The organism is Collinsella sp. CLA-ER-H11 (assembly GCF_040092445.1).
In the GTDB taxonomy this organism is placed as follows: domain Bacteria; phylum Actinomycetota; class Coriobacteriia; order Coriobacteriales; family Coriobacteriaceae; genus Collinsella.
In genome coordinates this window covers 96,986-115,283 of sequence record NZ_JBBNLN010000004.1, presented here as the reverse complement: position 1 = coordinate 115,283, position 18,298 = coordinate 96,986, and the positions used below count along the sequence as shown (strand labels likewise).

At 60.6% G+C, this 18,298-nt stretch carries 17 protein-coding genes; all 17 read left to right on the top strand.

What is annotated here, in order from left to right; all coding sequences use genetic code 11:
* Window positions 1-17 precede the first annotated feature (17 nt).
* The 17 genes from AAAX35_RS04410 (at window position 18) to AAAX35_RS04330 (ending at window position 18,287) form a co-directional block, all read left to right on the top strand.
* On the top strand, window positions 18-893 hold the full coding sequence (locus tag AAAX35_RS04410; RefSeq protein WP_349116866.1) for a pyruvate, water dikinase regulatory protein: 876 nt from the start codon (window positions 18-20) through the stop codon (window positions 891-893).
* A 296-nt stretch (window positions 894-1,189) separates the two neighbouring features.
* Window positions 1,190-3,940: a pyruvate, phosphate dikinase gene (ppdK, locus tag AAAX35_RS04405; RefSeq protein ID WP_349116864.1), complete on the top strand. Its 2,751-nt coding sequence runs from the start codon at window positions 1,190-1,192 to the stop codon at window positions 3,938-3,940.
* Between the two features lie 210 nt (window positions 3,941-4,150).
* The gene (gene rplS / locus AAAX35_RS04400) at window positions 4,151-4,492 is read left to right on the top strand and encodes a 50S ribosomal protein L19 (RefSeq protein WP_006236098.1); all 342 of its coding nucleotides are present in this window, start codon (window positions 4,151-4,153) and stop codon (window positions 4,490-4,492) included.
* A 93-nt stretch (window positions 4,493-4,585) separates the two neighbouring features.
* Window positions 4,586-5,374: a ribonuclease HII gene (locus AAAX35_RS04395; protein WP_055250018.1), complete on the top strand. Its 789-nt coding sequence runs from the start codon at window positions 4,586-4,588 to the stop codon at window positions 5,372-5,374.
* Window positions 5,375-5,563: 189 nt separating this feature from the next.
* Complete coding sequence (locus AAAX35_RS04390; protein WP_349116863.1) at window positions 5,564-6,049, top strand: YraN family protein; 486 nt, start codon at window positions 5,564-5,566, stop codon at window positions 6,047-6,049.
* Window positions 6,049-7,572, top strand: a complete 1,524-nt coding sequence (locus AAAX35_RS04385) for a YifB family Mg chelatase-like AAA ATPase (RefSeq protein WP_035138568.1) — start codon at window positions 6,049-6,051, stop codon at window positions 7,570-7,572. Before AAAX35_RS04390 ends, AAAX35_RS04385 begins: the two co-directional genes overlap by 1 nt.
* Window positions 7,572-8,504 carry a DNA-processing protein DprA gene (locus AAAX35_RS04380; protein ID WP_148331238.1) on the top strand — a complete coding sequence of 311 codons (933 nt, stop codon included), beginning with the start codon at window positions 7,572-7,574 and terminating at the stop codon, window positions 8,502-8,504. The genes AAAX35_RS04385 and AAAX35_RS04380 overlap by 1 nt, the downstream gene beginning before the upstream one ends.
* 14 nt (window positions 8,505-8,518) lie before the next feature.
* Window positions 8,519-9,856, top strand: coding sequence for a methylenetetrahydrofolate--tRNA-(uracil(54)-C(5))-methyltransferase (FADH(2)-oxidizing) TrmFO (gene trmFO, locus AAAX35_RS04375; protein ID WP_260698842.1), 1,338 nt, complete (start codon window positions 8,519-8,521; stop codon window positions 9,854-9,856).
* Window positions 9,853-10,773, top strand: a complete 921-nt coding sequence (locus tag AAAX35_RS04370) for a tyrosine recombinase (protein WP_349116924.1) — start codon at window positions 9,853-9,855, stop codon at window positions 10,771-10,773. Before trmFO ends, AAAX35_RS04370 begins: the two co-directional genes overlap by 4 nt.
* Before the next feature lie 219 nt (window positions 10,774-10,992).
* Complete coding sequence (gene rpsB, locus AAAX35_RS04365) at window positions 10,993-11,721, top strand: 30S ribosomal protein S2 (RefSeq protein ID WP_006236109.1); 729 nt, start codon at window positions 10,993-10,995, stop codon at window positions 11,719-11,721.
* Window positions 11,722-11,766: 45 nt separating this feature from the next.
* The gene (gene tsf / locus AAAX35_RS04360; RefSeq protein ID WP_022094736.1) at window positions 11,767-12,636 is read left to right on the top strand and encodes a translation elongation factor Ts; all 870 of its coding nucleotides are present in this window, start codon (window positions 11,767-11,769) and stop codon (window positions 12,634-12,636) included.
* A gap of 117 nt (window positions 12,637-12,753) precedes the next feature.
* Complete coding sequence (gene pyrH, locus AAAX35_RS04355) at window positions 12,754-13,476, top strand: UMP kinase (RefSeq protein WP_349104543.1); 723 nt, start codon at window positions 12,754-12,756, stop codon at window positions 13,474-13,476.
* A gap of 2 nt (window positions 13,477-13,478) precedes the next feature.
* The gene (gene frr, locus AAAX35_RS04350; RefSeq protein ID WP_006236112.1) at window positions 13,479-14,015 is read left to right on the top strand and encodes a ribosome recycling factor; all 537 of its coding nucleotides are present in this window, start codon (window positions 13,479-13,481) and stop codon (window positions 14,013-14,015) included.
* A 1-nt stretch (window position 14,016) separates the two neighbouring features.
* Window positions 14,017-14,811, top strand: a complete 795-nt coding sequence (locus tag AAAX35_RS04345; protein WP_349116861.1) for an isoprenyl transferase — start codon at window positions 14,017-14,019, stop codon at window positions 14,809-14,811.
* 2 nt (window positions 14,812-14,813) lie between these two features.
* On the top strand, window positions 14,814-15,713 hold the full coding sequence (locus tag AAAX35_RS04340) for a phosphatidate cytidylyltransferase (protein WP_233504656.1): 900 nt from the start codon (window positions 14,814-14,816) through the stop codon (window positions 15,711-15,713).
* On the top strand, window positions 15,713-16,900 hold the full coding sequence (dxr, locus tag AAAX35_RS04335; RefSeq protein ID WP_349116860.1) for a 1-deoxy-D-xylulose-5-phosphate reductoisomerase: 1,188 nt from the start codon (window positions 15,713-15,715) through the stop codon (window positions 16,898-16,900). Before AAAX35_RS04340 ends, dxr begins: the two co-directional genes overlap by 1 nt.
* A gap of 25 nt (window positions 16,901-16,925) precedes the next feature.
* Window positions 16,926-18,287, top strand: a complete 1,362-nt coding sequence (locus AAAX35_RS04330; RefSeq protein WP_349116859.1) for a M50 family metallopeptidase — start codon at window positions 16,926-16,928, stop codon at window positions 18,285-18,287.
* Window positions 18,288-18,298 lie beyond the last annotated feature (11 nt).

The window sequence follows — 18,298 nt, the reverse complement described above, 5'->3', positions numbered from 1 at the left end:
CGCAAAAGGAGCCCCGCATGGATTGCCCGGTCACCGCTCGTCCCACCGTTATCGTTATCTCCGACTCGCTCGGCGATACCGCTTGTGAGGTGGTGCTTGCGGCGTCCGGGCAATTTGATGAAGGGGCTTTTCGCGTTTTACGTCTGCCCAAGGTGACTTCCGTGGAGCAGGTCAAGTCATTTGTGGGGCCGCGCGTCGATGCCGACCATCGCGATATTGCCGTGTTCCATACCATTGTCGATCCGGCGCTTCGCGCCCGTGTGCTCGATTACCTGGGCATGCTGCATATTCGTTCAGTCGACCTGATTGGCCCGACGCTCGCCGTGCTATCGTCGCTTATCGGTGTGCCGCCCAAGGGCGTTGCCGGCGTGATTCACAAGACCGATGACCGCTACTTCCATCGCATCGAGGCCATGGAGTATTTTGTTGAGCACGATGACGGGCGCGGTTGCGACGATCTGTCAGGTGCCGATATCGTGCTGCTGGGCGTATCGCGCACGTCCAAGACGCCGCTGTCGATGTATCTGGCCTATCAAGGTTACAAGGTTGCCAATGTTCCGTTGGCCCATGGCATGGAGCCGCCGAAGTCGATTTACGAGGTTGACCCGATGCGCCTGTTCGGCCTGATTTCGACCGTCGACGTTATTTCTGAGATTCGCGATAGCCGCTTGGGCGATGACTACGCTCGTGCCGTTGCCGGCTCCTATGCCGAGCCCGAGAGCGTGCACAGCGAGCTCGAGGAAGCCCGTGCGCTCATGAAGCGCCTAGGCTGCTTTGTGGTACGTACCGACGGCAAGGCCATCGAGGAGAGCGCCTCCGAGATCATCAGCCACTTGGAGGAAATCCAAGAAGCCCGCGCCCGCCGCGCCGCCCGTCGAGCCCAACAAAGCTAGCTTATTGGGGTAGCTAAAAAGCCCCGTCTAAAAAGACTAACTAAAAATAATGCACGATAATGGTAAAGCGATTTAGCAAATTACTTGCATTTGACCTGCAAGTTTATTGAAGTGGTCTCTTCATAAGGTAACCACCTTTACCTACCGTTTACCGCCAGTTTTAGCACGTTTACCAAACCGCGCATCCTCTGCTTAAGCCCGCTCAAAACCCGCCGTATAGTTCCCTCACGGCCCGCATCTGACGGGTCGATTCGTTACCACGGTCGTGCGCGTAAGCGCATGGAAGGGGAAGTATCGTGAGCGATTGCAAGAGGGTTTACCGTTTTGGAACCGACGCCCAGGGCACCTGTGTCACCGAGGGCGACAAGTCCATGAACTTCGTGCTTGGCGGCAAAGGCGCTAACCTTGCCGAGATGAGCCGTATCGGCCTGCCGGTTCCCGGTGGCTTTACCATTACCTGCCAGACTTGCGTCGAGTACTCCGGTGCCGGCAACGTGTGGCCCGAGGGCGCACTCGATGAGATCGTTGCCGCCGAGGCGGACCTCGAGGCCCGCTGCGGCAAGAAGCTCGGCGACGCCTCCGATCCGCTGCTTGTGTCGGTTCGTTCGGGCGCTCCGTTCTCCATGCCCGGTATGATGGACACGGTCCTCAACTTGGGCCTCAATGACGATTCCGTCCAGGGCCTCATCGCGCAGACGCAGAACCCGCGTTTTGCCTGGGATAGCTACCGCCGCTTTATCCAGATGTTTTCCAATGTCGTCATGGGCGTTGACGCCGACCTGTTCGAGAACGCCCTGACCCAGGCCCGTCTGGTCGCCGGCGTTCGCGTCGACTCCGAGCTTTCGGCCGAGGACCTGCAAGAACTCGTCGAGACCTTCAAGGGCATCTCCTCCGAGAACGTCGAGGCCGCCCTGTATCCCGAGCTCGAAGTCGCCGACGGCAAGCCCATCTTCCCGCACGATCCTGAGCTTCAGTTGCGCCTTGCCATCCAGGCTGTCTTTGGCAGCTGGATGAACGAGCGTGCGTGCATCTACCGCAAGCAGCATGGCATTTCCGACGAACTCGGTACCGCCGTCAACGTTCAGGCCATGGCCTTTGGTAACAAGGGCGAGACCTCTGCGACGGGCGTTGCCTTCACGCGCAACCCGGCCGATGGCACCAAGGAGTTCTACGGTGACTTTTTGGTTAACGCCCAGGGCGAGGACGTTGTCGCTGGCATCCGCAACACCGAGCCTATCGCTGACCTCAAGACCACCCCGGGCCTCGAGTCCGCAGGTGAGGAGCTCGAGCGCGTGTTCCTGACGCTCGAGGATCATTACCGCGATATGTGCGATATCGAGTTCACCATCGAGCAGGGCAAGCTCTGGATGCTCCAGACACGCGTGGGCAAGCGCACCGCCACCGCCGCCCTGCGCATCGCCATCGAAATGGTCGAGGAAGGCCTGATCACCCGCGAAGAGGCCGTGAGCCGTATCGATCCCGCGCAACTCGACCAGCTCCTGCACCCGCAGTTTGACGCTTCCAAGAGGTACGAGGCGCTGGCCAGCGGTCTGAACGCCAGCCCCGGTGCCGCCGTGGGTGAGGTTGTGTTCTCGAGTGATGACGCCGTCGCGCGCACCAACGAGGGCCACAAGGTCATTCTGGTTCGTTGGGAGACCAACCCCGACGACCTGAAGGGTATGGTTGCCGCCGAGGGCATTCTGACCAGCCACGGTGGAAAGACGAGTCATGCCGCCGTTATCGCTCGCGGCATGGGTACGCCCTGCGTCTGCGGCGTTGAGCGCTTCCATATCGACGCTGCTGAGAAGGTCGTGCGTATCGAGGGCAGTGACCGCGTGCTGCGCGAGGGCGATGTCATCTCCATCGACGGCACCCAGGGTATCGTCGTCGACGGCGCCGTTGACCTGGTCTCCGCCGAGCTCACCGGCGATCTGGACACCATCCTATCCTGGGCCGACGAGATTCGCCTGGACGAGACCGGTGGCCATGCCAACCATGTGCGCGTTAATGCCGACAACCCCGAGGATGCCGCGCTCGCGCTCGAGTTTGGCGCCGAGGCCATCGGCCTGTGCCGCACCGAGCACATGTTCCTGGGCGATCGCAAGAACATCATCCAGAGCTTTATCCTGTCCGATGATGAAGCCGTGAAGCAGCAGACCCTGGCCGACCTGCTCAAGGTTCAGACCGAGGATTTCCTGGCGATGTTCAAGACCATGTCCGGTCGCGATGTGGTCGTCCGCCTGCTCGATCCGCCGCTTCATGAGTTCTTGGATAATCCTCGAGAGCTCGAGGTCGCCATCACCAAGAAGGAAGCCGCTGGCGCCAGCGAGAAAGAGCTTGCCGTCCTGCGCGCCCGCCTGCGTCGTATCGACGGCATGGTCGAGTCGAACCCCATGCTCGGCCTGCGCGGCGTGCGCCTGTCCGTCGTCTTTGGCGATCTGCCGCTCATGCAGGTCCGCGCTGTGGCTACGGCTGCTGCCCGTCTTATCAAGGAAGGCGTCGACCCGCGCCCCGAAATCATGGTTCCGCTCGTTTCCATCACGGCCGAGCATGTCCAGACCCGCGAGGTTATCGAGCGCGTAATCGCCGAGGTTTCCGACGAAGAGGACGTCGAGCTCAATATTCCCGTGGGCACGATGCTCGAGCTGCCGCGCGCCTGCATGGTCGCTGACGAGATCGCCCATCACGCAGACTTCTTCTGCTTTGGCACCAACGACCTCACCCAGACGACCTTCGGCTTCTCCCGCGACGATGCCGAGGCCAAGTTCATCCCGCTGTACATGCACAAGAAGATCTTGAAGGACAATCCCTTCGAGACCATCGACACGGCAGTACTCGAACTGGTGCGCATGGCTGTCGAGAAGGGCCGCGCCACCAACCCCGACATGCACTTTGGCGTGTGCGGCGAGCACGGCGGCGACCCCAAGTCCATCAAGGGCCTGTTTAACGTGACCGACGTGGACTACGTGTCCTGCTCGCCCTACCGCGTGCCCCTCGCACGCCTGGCTGCCGCTCAAGCCAAGCTCGAGGCCAAGCGTTCCGCCTAACGTTTTGGGTTTAGACGCCTAGCGTAGCCCCCCTTCATGCCGCCCGTCTCATTCGTGAGGCGGGCGGTTATCATGTGCGGGTTTTGTCTTTTTGTCTGCGTAAAAAATAGTTCTTGCAGCAGAAACCCGCGCGTGTATACTCGAATACGTTTGTTCAACTACGTGCCGGCCAAGGTGGTACGGCACCTCTAGAAGAGTAAGGAATTGCACATGGATTACATCCGCGCAATCGAGCGTCAGCAGATCCGCGAGGACATTCCTCAGGTTCGCGTCGCCGACAACGTCAAGGTTCACTACCGCATTAAGGAAGGCGACCGCGAGCGCATCCAGGTCTTCCAGGGCGACGTCATCCGCATGGCCGGCGCCGGTGCCCGCGAGACCTTCACCGTCCGCAAGATGTCCTTCGGTGTCGGTGTTGAGCGTACCTTCCCGCTTCACAGCCCCAAGATCGCCAAGCTCGAGGTCGTTCGTCATGGTCGCGTCCGTCGCGCCAAGCTGTACTACCTCCGCGACAAGGTGGGCAAGGCTGCTCGCATCCCCGAGAAGCGCTAAGAAGATCGCAGCGTCTGTCCACTCGTTTGGACACAAGGGTCACCTTCGGGTGGCCCTTCTTTTTATCTGATTTGCATGCAAGGAGGGCCTGGTATGGCCAATATGACGAGCTCGGTTTCGGCATCGCAGGTTGCCGGAGAGCTGGCGAGCGCAACGTTTGAGGAGATCCCCGCCCTCGTGGAGCATTATCGCGAGGACCCGCGCCAGCAGGTGATCAAGGCTTGCGAGCGTGCTCTTAAGCGCCATGCCAAGGAACTTGCCGAGCGCGAGCGCGTCAATGACATGTACGAGCTTATGCATGAGCTTGGCGGCGATGGGGTGGTCGTTGGTGTCGACGAGGTGGGTCGCGGATCGGTGGCCGGTCCTTTGACGGTATGCGCTGTCTGCCTTCCTATGGAGCCGCGCGTCTGGGGCATCAACGATTCCAAAAAGCTCACGCCGGCGCGCCGCGAGTTGCTCTCAGTGAAGATTGCCGAGGTGGCGACGGCGATCGGTTTTTGCCATATCGCGCCTAAGGATATCGATGAGATGGGCATGGCCCGTGCTATCCGTACCGCCGTTGCGGGCGCCGTGGCCGATACGGGGCTCGAGCCCGATTGCGTGCTTATGGATGGCAACCCCTTGGGCGCCGTTCCTAACGAGCGCGATGTGGTGAAGGGCGATGCCAAGATCGCCTGCATCGCCGCGGCGTCCATCATGGCTAAGGTCACGCGTGACGAGATGATGGTCGAGTACGACGCCGAGTATCCCGAGTACCATCTGGCCGAGTCGAAGGGCTATGCGAGCCCCGAGCACATCGAGGCCATTCGAAAACATGGACTTTGTCCACTGCATCGTGTGAGCTTTTGCGGAAACTTTCTGCAGACTGAGCGCCTTTTCTAGGTCAATTGTGGAGACAGAGACCTCTGGGGTTTTATAAACCTGCTGGTAGCGGGCCGTATGCAACACCATTGTTGCGTACGGCCCGTTTTTTGACGGCATTTGGTCAGCTTTTGGTTTGCTTCCGGTACTTACCCGCATGAAAGGTGCCCTCATCATCGGGGCAATGCAGTGTGCGGGAAAGGAGACCCCATGAGTGCCGCAAGCAAAAAGAGCAAGACGCAGCAGCTCAAGGAGCGTTGGGAAAACGGCGAGCTCGACTGCGGGGCGATGACGCCCGAGTTTATCAAGGGGCTCAGTCCGCGCGAGCTGGGCATGCTGGGCGAGCTGATCACCATCGACTACTTTAACGAGCGCGGCTACACCTTGCTGGAGCAGGGTTATCGTTGCACCGAGGGCGAGGCCGATCTGGTGCTGCTCGATGAGCTCGACGATGTCGTGGTGATGGCCGAGGTCAAGACCAGACGCGTCGCACTGGATTGCGGCACGCGGGTCTTTCCCGAGGAGGCCGTGGACGCCCAAAAGCAACGCCGCTACCGCCGCATCGCAAGCTGCTATCTCATGGAGCATTATCCGCTCAAGGCGATTCGCTTCGATGCCGTGGGCGTCACCATTCGCGGCGGACATATCGCCGAGATCGAGCACCAGTACAACGCGTTCGATTGGCAGGTGTCGTGATGGCGTTCGAGACGTTTGCCGTTCACGCGGCCTGCATCCGCGGCGTCGAGGCGATTCACGTCACGGTCGAGGTCTCGCTTGCCGGTGGCGTTCCGGGCATCCAGATGCTCGGCATTCCGAGTATGGAGGTGATGGAGTCACGCGGTCGTATTCGCTGCGCGATGCGCTCCGCCGGGTTCGAGATCCCGCGCTCGGGCATTACCGTTAACCTGGCACCCGGCGATATCCGCAAGACCGGTAGCGGCTTTGACCTGCCCATCGCCATCGCGGTTCTAGCGGCCGATGGGCAGATTCCCCGTGACAACCTCGATCGCTGCCTTATCGCAGGTGAGCTTGGTCTGGACGGTACGGTGCTTCCCGTCAAGGGCGAGGTGGCGTTTCAGCTGCTGGCTCGCGACATGGGGCTGTCTTTTATCGCCGGCAGGTCCGACCAGCATGTGCCGCTTGCTGGCGTTGACTGCGGATTTATCGATCATTTGTCTCAGCTTGCTCATGGTATGGGCGATGCCGCGCGGCACTACCTGGATTCCGAGGGTGTCGAGGCGACCTTTGAGCCTGAGCTCGACTATGCCGACGTACTGGGGCAGGAAGTCGCTAAACGCGGCATGGCGCTTGCGGCGGCAGGAGAACTCGGCTTGCTCATGATCGGGTCCCCGGGATCGGGCAAGACGATGCTCGCGCGTCGTATGACCGGCATCCTGCCCGAGCTTTCCGTTGAGGATCAACAGGAGGCGCTGTGCATCCATTCGGTCTTGGGCGAGAACATTGATGGCTTGTTGGCGGGGCACCGGCCCTTCCGCAGTCCCCATCACAGTATTTCGACCGCAGGCCTTATCGGCGGTGGGCGCCCGGTGCACCCGGGTGAGATCAGCCTAGCTCATGGCGGCGTGCTATTTTTGGACGAGCTTGCCGAGTTTCCCACGGGCGTACTGCAGACGCTCAGACAGCCTATCGAACGCGGCTACGTCAGGATCGTACGCGTCGACGGGGCCTTTACCTTTCCGTCGCGTTTTCAGCTGCTGGCTGCGAGCAATCCCTGCCCCTGCGGCTTTTTGGGCGATCGCGAGGTGCCGTGTCGCTGCTCGGCGGCGATGGTCGAGCGCTATCGGTCTAAACTGCGCGGTCCTTTGGCCGACCGTATCGACATGATGATCGATGTGACCCGTCCCGACCCCCAAGTGATTATCGAGGGTGCGGAGGGTATGTCGTCGGCCGAGTTACGTGACTACGTTGTGCGCGGTCGCGCCTTTCGCGCCTGGCGCGAATCCCGTATGGACGATGCGGATGCCGAGGCCGAGGATGACGAGACACGGTCCATTGACGGCGTCGTTTCGACCTTTGAGCTCGATGATGCTGCCGAGAAATGCGTACTCGGCCTATCCAAACGCACGCATCTCACAGGGCGTGGCATCGTGCGCCTGGTTCGCATTGCGCGCACGATCGCCGATGTCGCCGAGAGCGAGCAAGTTACGCAGGACCACGTGCTCGAGGCGGCGATGTACCAGGGAAGGAGGGACCAATGATGGCTGAGGGGACCTTCGAGCTGCATCCAGGTGACGCGTTGTATCCCGAGACCGTTTTGGAGCTTTCTGATGTACCTCAGACGCTCTATGTGCGCGGCAACCCCGAGGCGCTTTCGACGCCCGCGCTCTCCATCATCGGTGCGCGAAAGGCCTCGCCGTATGGTCTTGCCGTGGCAGAGCTTGCGGCGAAGGTGGCGGTTGAGGCGGGAGTGACGGTAGTTTCGGGCGGTGCGGTCGGTTGTGACCAGGCCTCGGGTTGGGCTGCGGTCAACGCCGGCGGCAAACACGTTGTGGTGCTGGGGACGGGCGCCGACGTGGTCTACCCGCGTTCGAGCGCGGGGCTGATTACGCGCACGCTTGATACGGGTGGCGCGGTCGTGTCGATCTCTCCGTGGGGCATGGGTCCGCGCAAGTTCGCCTTTCCGCGCCGCAATCGCGTAATCGCGGCCCTGTCGCAAGCCCTCTTTGTATCCGAGGCGGGTATGCCTTCTGGGACGTTTTCTACAGCCGAGGCTGCTATGGATTTGGGGCGCGAACTTCTTGCCGTGCCGGGGTCGATCCTATCGCCCGAGTCGCGTGGCACGAATTACCTCATTGCGAACGGTGCCTGCTGCATCGTCGACGAGGAATCTATCGAGATGGCTATCTCACGCATCTACGGAACCCTGCGCTACTCGCGCCCCGATGCTCCCGGCATTGCCGACCTGGATCCAACGCAGCAGACCGTGATGCATGCGCTCATCGCCTCTCCGCTCAAGGTCGACGACATCGCGGCGCTCGTCTCGCTCGATGCTGTCGGCGTACTCAAACTCTTGGGTTCGCTTGAACTCGAGGGCCTTATCGAGCGCATGATGGATGGAAGGTATGCGCCCTCCAAGTTTGCCCTTCACGCCCAGACACCCTTCGGTCACAATGGAAAACGTGTCAATTAGAAAGGTGTTTGCAGATGCAGTTCGATCAGGTGACGGTTATCGGTGGCGGTCTGGCGGGTTCGGAGTGCGCGATCCAGCTGGCAGACCGCGGGTTTGCCGTAAAGCTGTGCGAGATGCGCCCCCAGGTGAGCTCCCCGGCCCACCATACCGATCACCTGGCAGAGCTCGTCTGCTCCAATTCGTTTAAGTCGACCCGTCCGGATTCCGCGGCTGGTTTGCTGAAAGCCGAGCTTGAGCGCATGGGTTCAGTCCTGCTCGATTGCGCCCATCGCGCGGCTGTTCCCGCCGGTGGCGCCTTGGCGGTCGACCGCGTCAAGTTTTCCGAGCTTGTCGAGGCCGAGGTTGCCGCCCGTCCCAATATCGAGGTCGTGCACGGCGAGGTCACGCAGATTCCCGAGGGTCACGTGGTCATTGCCGCGGGCCCGCTGTGTTCACCGGCGCTGAGCGAAGAGGTTATGAAGCTCGTCGGTGGCGATGCCCTGGCATTCTTTGATGCGGCGGCGCCGATCGTCGATGCCTCCACGCTCGATATGGACGTGCTGTTCTCGCAGTCGCGCTATGAGGAGCAGGGGAGCGGCGACTATCTCAACGCTCCGCTCAATAAGGAGGAGTACGAGGCCTTTATTGAGGCGCTTACCACGGCCGACCGCGTGGTGCTCAAAGACTTTGAGGGCGGCGATTTGTTCCAGGCCTGCCAGCCTGCCGAGGAAGTTGCGCGCACCGGCAAGGACGCCATTCGCTTTGGCGCCATGAAGCCCGTTGGCCTCACCGACCCGCGTACCGGACGTCGCCCCTGGGCGGCGATACAGCTGCGTGCCGAGAACAAGGAGAAGACCGCCTATAACCTGGTGGGCTTCCAGACCAACTTGACCTTTGGCGAGCAGAAGCGCGTCTTCCATATGGTGCCGGGCCTGGAGAACGCTGAGTTCTTCCGCTACGGTGTCATGCATCGCAATACCTTTGTCGACGCTCCGCACGTGCTCGATGGCACCTTTGCCGTGCCCGGTACCGGCGTGCGCCTGGCCGGTCAGATCACCGGCACCGAGGGGTACATGGAAGCCGTGGCGACAGGTCTGCTCGCGGCGCTCAACACCTATGCCGAGGCTATCGGTGCCGCGGGCGTCGAGTTGCCGCGTGTGGGTGCCCTGGGTGCGCTCGTGGGCTATGCGACCGATCCTGCCACCGTGGGCTATCAGCCTATGCATGTCAACTTTGGCCTGGTGCCGCCACTCGAGGATGGTAAGCGCCGCAGCAAGCGCGACCGCTATCAGGCCTATGCGGACCGTGCGCTCGAGGCCCTCGATGCCTACTTGGCCACGCGTTCCGACTTGTTTGGAGGCGACCGGTCATAGCCTTTGACCTGTACGACACCGTCGACTCGTTTATCGCCTATATCGCACGCGTTGAGGGGCTTTCTCCCAACACGGTGACGGCCTATGGCTCGAGACTGGAGCGCTTTGCTGCCTGGTGCGAGCGCGAGGATATTGATGCTTTCGCTGCCGACGTGCGCACCATTCGTCGCTATCTTGCCGAGCTTTCGCGTGAGCAGGTGGCTCCCCGAACGCTTGCGGCGCACCTGTCGGCTATTCGATCTCTCTATCGCTGGATGGCTGCCGAGGGGATTGTCGAGGGCGATGCGGTCTCGGCGATCGCGTCGCCCAAGCTGCCGCGTGACCTGCCGGGCGTCCTTACGACCCAGCAGGTCGAGGCGCTGCTCAAGACGCCTGATACCTCAACACCCGCGGGACTGCGCGATGCGGCGATGCTCGAGTTGCTCTATGCCTCGGGTGCCCGCATCTCAGAGCTTGCGGCGCTCAATGTGGAATCCATCTCATGGTCCGAGCGCACGCTGCGCCTGTGGGGCAAGGGAAGCAAGGAGCGCATCGTTCCTCTGTATCGTCGTGCGCTCGATGTGACGCGTCTCTATATTGAAGAGGGGAGGCCGGAGTTGCTCGCTCGGTCAAAGCGCCGCGACCTCGCTACCGGGCCGCATCCGCTGCTTATATCGGCGCGCGGCAATCGCATGAGCGCCGCGATGCTCCGGCGGCGGTTCCATACGCTGGCGACGCTCGCCGGCATTCCGGCTGACATCGCCCCGCATGCGATGCGCCATACCTTTGCGACCGACTTGCTCGAGGGCGGTGCGGACCTGCGCTCGGTTCAAGAGCTGCTAGGTCATGCGAGCCTGTCCACGACGCAGATCTACACGCATCTCACACCCGATCGGCTTAAGCGGGCTGTGGCTCAAGCCCATCCCCGCGGCGAATAGTGGCTGGGACGTCCCGCGCCGCACTCAGGTGTGTGGTTTTGATTGCGGGTTGGCAGGAAGAGGCATTCCTGCTATCATTCATCGGGTTGCTTCACGGCAACATGTTTTTATCACGCACGCGCGGCTACTTCATACCGTGGTGCCCGGGCTTTGGTAGCACATGTCCGGGTTGGTTTTGGAGGATGACCCCGCGCGGAGGCAAACCACAGGAGGTTTAACATGGCTACCAAGATTAATATCCGCACCCTGCTCGAGGCCGGCTGCCACTTCGGTCACCAGACCCGTCGCTGGAACCCCAAGATGAAGCCGTTCATCTTCGGTGAGCGTAACGGCATCTACATCCTCGACCTCAAGCAGACCATCCTCGACGCCGACCAGGCCTACACCTTCGTCAAGAACGTCGCCAAGGGTGGCAACGTGCTGTTCGTCGGCACCAAGAAGCAGGCTCAGGAGGCCGTCAAGAACGCTGCTGAGCGCGCCAACATGCCTTACATTAACCAGCGTTGGCTCGGCGGTATGCTGACCAACTTCGTCACCATCCGCTCCCGCATCAACCGCATGGAGGAGCTCGAGGCCATGGTCGAGGACGGCCGCATGGCTGTTCTGCCCAAGAAGGAGCAGGCTGTTCTCGGCAAGGAGCTCACTAAGCTCCAGACCAACCTCGGTGGCGCCCGCGACATGAAGGGTCTGCCCCAGGCTCTCTTCGTCATCGACACCAAGCGCGAGGAGAACGCCATCAAGGAGGCCCAGCGCCTGAACATCCCCGTCGTCGCCCTGATCGACACCAACTCCGATCCCGACGAGGTCGAGTACGGCATCCCCTGCAACGATGACGCTATCTCCGCTGTCACCCTTATGTGCGAGCTCATGGCTGACGCCTGCCTCGCTGGCTCCGGCAAGGAGCAGGTCTCCGAGGCCGAGATGGCCGCTGAGCCCAAGGCCGAGTAAATCAGTCTTAGTTAATTCTTTTTCATCTCTTTGAAAGGAACCACAATGGCCCAGATTACCGCCGCTATGGTCAAGCAGCTCCGCGAGATGACCGACTCCCCGATGATGGAGTGCAAGAAGGCTCTCGTCGAGGCTGACGGCGACATGGACGCCGCTGTCGACGTTCTGCGTAAGAACGGCCTTGCCAAGGCTGCCAAGAAGGCTGGCCGTGAGACCAACGAGGGCGCTGTCGCCGCGTTCGTCTCCGAGGATGGCAAGACCGGCGCTCTGCTCGAGCTCTCCTGCGAGACCGACTTCGTTGGCTCCAACGCCAAGTTCACCGGCTTTGCTTCCAAGGTCGCTGAGGTTGTCGCTACCACCGAGCCTGCTGACGTCGACGCTCTGCTCGAGAAGCCGATGGGCGAGGAGACCGTTTCCTCCGAGCTCACCGAGATGATTCACATCATGGGCGAGAACATGAAGATCTCCCGCTTCGCTGCCCGCAAGGCTGAGAACGGCGCGCTCGCTTCTTACATCCACATGGGTGGTAAGATCGGCGTCCTCGTCGAGTTCGCCTTCGAGAAGGCTGAGACCGCTCAGGCTGAATCCTTCAAGACCTTCGCTCACGACGTTGCCCTTCAGGTTGCCGCCGTCGCCCCGATCTGCGCTACCCGCGATCAGGTTCCGGCCGAGACCGTCGAGCACGAGAAGCAGATCTACATGGCTCAGGCTGCCGAGTCCGGTAAGCCCGAGGCTATCCAGGAGAAGATGGCTGTCGGCCGTCTGGAGAAGTTCTACAAGCAGTCCGTGCTCACCGAGCAGGAGTTCATCAAGGACAGCTCCCTCACCATCAAGAAGTACGCTGAGCAGGTCTCCAAGGAGCTCGGCGACACCATTACCGTCGTTGCCTTTGACCGTCTGGTCCGTGGCGAGTAAATAAGCTCTTGTAGCTGGTAATGAGCAGGCTGTGGGTTTTACTCACAGCCTGCTTTTTCATGGCTCTTATCAGAGCCTTTGATATCATATTGAGAGTCTAATTAAAGGAGGATCGCTTTGTCCGACATCCGATATAAACGCGTGCTTCTTAAGCTTTCCGGCGAAGCACTGATGGGCGACGGCCAATATGGCATCGACCCCAAGGTTACCGACCATCTTGCCAAGCAGGTCAAGGAGCTGCTCGCCGCTGGCCATGAGGTCGGCGTCGTTGTCGGCGGCGGCAATATTTTCCGCGGCATGGCAGGCGCTGCCGGTGGCATGGAGCGTGCTCAGGCCGACTACATGGGCATGCTGGCAACCGTTATGAACGCGCTCGCCCTGCAGGATGCCTTCGAGCATAACGATGTTCCCTGCCGCGTTATGAGCGCTATCCAGATGAACGAGATCTGCGAGCCCTATATTCGCCGTCGCGCCATCAACCACCTTTCCAAGGGCAACGTCGTTATTTTTGCCGCCGGTTCGGGCAATCCGTACTTTACGACCGACACCGCCGCGGCTCTTCGCGCGTGTGAGATCGGCGCCGAGATTCTGATTAAAGCAACCAAGGTTGACGGCATCTACGATAAGGATCCCGTCAAGTGCGCCGATGCCGTCCGTTTTGACAAGATTACCTATCACGAGGTTCTCGTCCGCGGTCTGCAGGTTATGGATTCCACGGCTACGGCACTGTGCCAGGACAACCGTATGCCGATTTTGGTCCTCAACATCGATGGCGAGGACACCGTCAAGCGCGCGCTTTCGGGTGAGCCCGTCGGCACGCTCGTCTATCAGGAGGATTAAGCATGGCAGAGAACATCACCGCCCATATGGACAAGTCGCTCGAGTCCCTCAAGCATAACTTCTCCAAGGTCCGTACCGGCCGCGCCAATGCCAACATTCTGTCCGACATCACTGTCGATTATTACGGTGTTCCCACGCCGGTCACGCAGGTTGCCGCCGTCAAGACCCCCGAGGCCCACATGCTGCTCATCGAGCCGTGGGACAAGGCACTCATCAATGCTATCGTCAAGGCCATCGGCGCTTCCGATCTGGGTATTACCCCCAACTCCGATGGCACCGTCGTTCGTCTGCCGTTCCCGGCTCCCACCGAGGAGCGCCGTCGCGAGCTCGTCAAGGAGTGCCGCGAGTACGCCGAGCAGGCCAAGGTGTCTATCCGTAACATCCGTCGCGACTTCAACAACAAGCTCGAGCGCGATGAGGAGCTCACCGAGGACGATGTCCGTCGCGAGCAGGCTAAGGTCCAGAAGCACACCGATGAGTATGTCGCCAAGGTCGAGGAGCTTCTGAAGGAAAAAGAAGCCGAGGTCATGGAGATCTAAGGTGCAATACGACGAGCATAAACTGGTCGAGTACTTTGCCGACGCCCCTGCGGGCGTCGGTTTTTCCGACCTTGACCTCAATAACATTCCGCACCATATCTCGTGCATCATGGACGGCAACGGTCGTTGGGCCACGTCGCGCGGTCTTGCACGCACCGAGGGCCACAAGGCGGGTATCGTCTCGCTGCGCGAGATCATTACCGCCTGCGTGCGCCTGGGCGTCGACGTGCTTTCGGCCTATGCGTTTTCTACCGAAAACTGGAACCGCCCGCAGCATGAGGTCAACGTCTTGATGCACCTGTTTGCCAAGACGTTCATCGACGAGTTGCCGCTTCTGAAGCGCGAAAACGTGCGCGTTGTCTTTTTGGGTGATATTTCCGCGCTGCCCAAGAAGACCCGCGACGTTTTTGAACGCGGTCTTGCCGAGTGCGCCGATCACACCGGTATGACGCTGGCGCTTGCTGTCAACTACGGCGCGCGTGCCGAGATTACCCGCGCTGTCCGTCAGATCGCGCTCGACGTTGCCGCCGGTAAGATTGATCCTGCCGCAATTGATGACGACATGGTGGCTTCTCACCTTTATACCGCCGGTCTTCCCGATCCTGAGCTTGTGATTCGCACCTCTGGTGAGCTGCGCCTTTCGAACTATCTGCTGTGGCAGGTGGCTTATTCCGAGTTCTACGTCACCGATACCTATTGGCCCGACTTTGATCGTTGGGGCCTTGTCGACGCCATTTTGGCCTATCAGGGCCGTGACCGTAGGTTTGGTGGTCTGAGCAAGTCCGAGGAGGCTTAATCGTGTCCGATCGTCCCAAGGCAATTGCCCCCAAGACATCTGAGCGCAAGGCTGTCGCTGCGGGAGCGCCCGCAGCGAAGAATGGCACCGGTTCGTGGCTTGCCGGCTTTATCACCCGTGCCGCCGCCGGTATCGTCTATGCCGTTGTCTTTATCCTGTGCCTGGTTTTGGGTATTGTGCCCACGGCCATCTTTGTTTCTGTCATGAGCGGCCTGTGCTGCTATGAGTTTTTCCGTATGACGAGGCTCGATGGCAAGATGGCTAACGAGCGCATGGGTATCGCTGCCGCCGTACTCTTTCCGCTGTCGGCGTTGGGCGATTCGATGTTGCTGAATGCCCTGCTTTTTGCCCTGATGCTCGCTGTGGGCATTTGGTATGTTTGGTCGCCGCGTACCCGCATCTCTGATGTGGCCGTGACGCTCATGGGTCCCATCTACACTGGCTTTATGCTGTCGGCTATCGTGCTGCTGCGCGATGCCGTGCCCGGTTTTGCCGGCGCCCTGCTTTCGGTGGGCGTTTGCGCGTCCCTTTGGGTCTCCGATTCGTTTGCCTACATCGTGGGTAGCCGTATCGGCAAGCACAAGATGGTTCCCAAGATCTCTCCCAAAAAGAGCTGGGAGGGGTTTGTCGGCGGCATCCTGGGCTCGGTTTTGATTTGGCTCATCCTGTGGGCGACGCACTTCTACAAGCTCAGCCTGCCCTATGCGCTGCTGTGCGGCGTGGTCGTGTCCGTCCTGGGCGTTATCGGAGACCTCATCGAGTCGCGCATCAAGCGCGGTGTGGGCGTTAAGGATTCCGGTAACCTTATCCCGGGCCACGGCGGCATGCTCGATCGTAGCGATTCGCTTATCTTTGGCTGCATTACCGCGCAGCTGCTTTTGATGATCGGAGGCGTGCTGTAATGTCCTTCCAGACGACGTATGGCCCCGATGGACGTCTCCGTGTTGCCATCCTGGGTTGTACGGGCTCTATCGGCACCCAGGCGCTCGATGTGTGCCGCCAGCATGCCGATCGCCTGCAGGTGACGGCGCTGTCCGTTAACTCCAGTACCTCCGAGCTCGTTGCCGCTGCCCGCGAGTTCTCGGTTCCGGCGGTTGCCGTGGCCGATGTCGCTCATGGCGATGACGCCGTGCTGCAGGAGTTGCCCGAGGGAACGAAGCTCGGCGTTGGCGCGCAGGCGGTTTGCGAGCTCGCGCGTCGCGACGATGTCGACTGCGTGCTCGTCGCTATTGTGGGCGCCGCCGGTCTCGAGGCGAGCCATGCGGCCTTGACCTCGAATAAGCGTCTTGCCCTTGCCAACAAGGAGTCCCTCGTCGTCGGCGGCGACTTGCTTATGCCGTTGGCGCAACCGGGCCAGCTTATTCCAGTCGACTCTGAGCACTCCGCCATCTACCAGTGCTATCTGGGGGAGAACCCACGCGAGGCTCATTGTATTTGGCTCACCTGCTCGGGCGGTCCGTTCTTTGGCCGCACCCGCGACGAGCTCGACCGCGTGACGCGTGCCGATGCCCTCGCACATCCCACGTGGGCCATGGGTGCCAAGATCACCATCGACTCCGCCACCCTCATGAACAAGGGCCTGGAGCGCATTGAGGCCATGCATCTGTTTAAATGCGACCTCGATTTCATTAACGTGGTCGTGCAGCGTCAGTCCAAGATTCACTCTATGGTCGAGTTCGCCGACGGCTCCGTGATGGCGCATCTCGGTGCTTCCGACATGCGTATTCCCATCCAGTTCGCGTTCTCGTATCCCGAGCGTTGGGATACCCCGGCGCCTCGTATCGATTTCCGCGAGCTGGGGCAGCTCACGTTTGATGCTGCCGACATGGATACCTTCCGCTGTCTGGCACTGGCCGAACGTGCCGGCATGACGGGTGGCACCATGCCGTGCGTGCTCAATGCCGCCAACGAGGTCGCCGTCGATGCCTTCCTGAACGATGGCTGCAGCTTTACCGATATCGATCGCATTGTGGAATCCTGCATGGATTCCCACGATATGCAGGCGGTCGATTCGTTTGAGCAGCTTCGCGACATCGATGCATGGGCGCGTGAAAAGGCTGCGCAGGTGCTCGCCGCAACCCGTTCCTAACCCATAAGGATTGCTTTTTCGTTTTATGGATACTGTTCTGAGCGTTCTCTCATCGGTCTTTTGGGGCCTGCTGATGCTTTCCGTCCTTGTGTTTTTGCACGAGGGCGGCCACTTTTTGGCGGCGCGTGCCTGCGGCGTCCGCGTGACCGAGTTCTTTTTGGGCCTGCCGTGTCGCTTTGACATCCATTACACGTCACGTCGCATTGGAACCAAGTTTGGCGTGACCCCGCTGCTGCTGGGTGGCTACGCTGCCATCTGCGGTATGGATCCGACCGACGTCTCGTGCGCCGATCGCGTGCTCGCGGCTATCTATCGTCATGGTCGCGTGACCGTGGCCGACCTTGCCGCCGAGCTCGAGCTATCCGAGGAGGTTGTGCTCGAGGCATGCGCCTTGCTCTTGGGTTGGGGCTCTATCGCGCCTTGGTATGAGGAAGGGGAGAAGCCCTCGCCGAGCTACTATCCCGCCAAGTATCAGACGCTGCCACGAGATGCGGCGGGTTACACCACCTTTGACGGCCGCCGTTTCGATCGAGAGCATGCGACTACCGAGGGCGATGTGTGGGAGCTGCCGTGCGGCGAAGCCGAGTTCCTTGCGCAAGAGCGTTCGCATACCTATCTGGGCCAGGGTTTTCTCAAGCGCGCCTTTATGCTGCTCGCGGGCATTCTCGTCAATATCCTGACGGGCTTTTTGCTGCTTATGAGCATCTACTCTATTGCGGGTGTCACCGTGCCGATGGATACCAACGTGATCGGTCAGGTTGACGAGGGGTCTATTGCCGCCAAGGCGGGTATCGAGGGCGGCGACGCGATCCTTTCGGTTGACGGAGTATCGTGCTCTACCTGGATGGACGTTTACGATGCCATCGGCAAGGCCGCCGGTAAGGACGATATCGCCATTGAGTATGAGCGCGACGGCAAGCAGCATTCGACCTCGGTTGCGCTCAAAGAGGACGAGCGCCTAGGTGTGTATGCCTCTACGCAGGTGGTCCGTTTAGACCCCATCACGTCGGCTCGCCTTTCGTTCTCCTATGTCGTGCAGACAGCGGAGGGCGTGATGCGCCTGCTCCAGCCGCAGCATACGATGGAGATTCTCGATCAGTCTTCTTCGATCGTGGGCATTAGCGTTATGTCCTCACAGGCTGCTGCTGCCGGCCCTGCCACGTTCCTTTCGTTTGCCGCCCTCATTTCGTTCTCGCTTGGCTTTATGAACCTGCTGCCCATCCCACCACTCGATGGCGGCAAGCTGGTCATCGAGATCATTCAAAAGATTGCTGGCCGCGAGCTTCCGCTCAAGGTCCAGACGATTGTGAGCTATGTGGGCATCGCGCTCTTTGCGCTGCTGTTTGTCTATATGCTTCGTTCCGACGTCCTTCGATTTATCCTGTAGGGGAGTGTTTG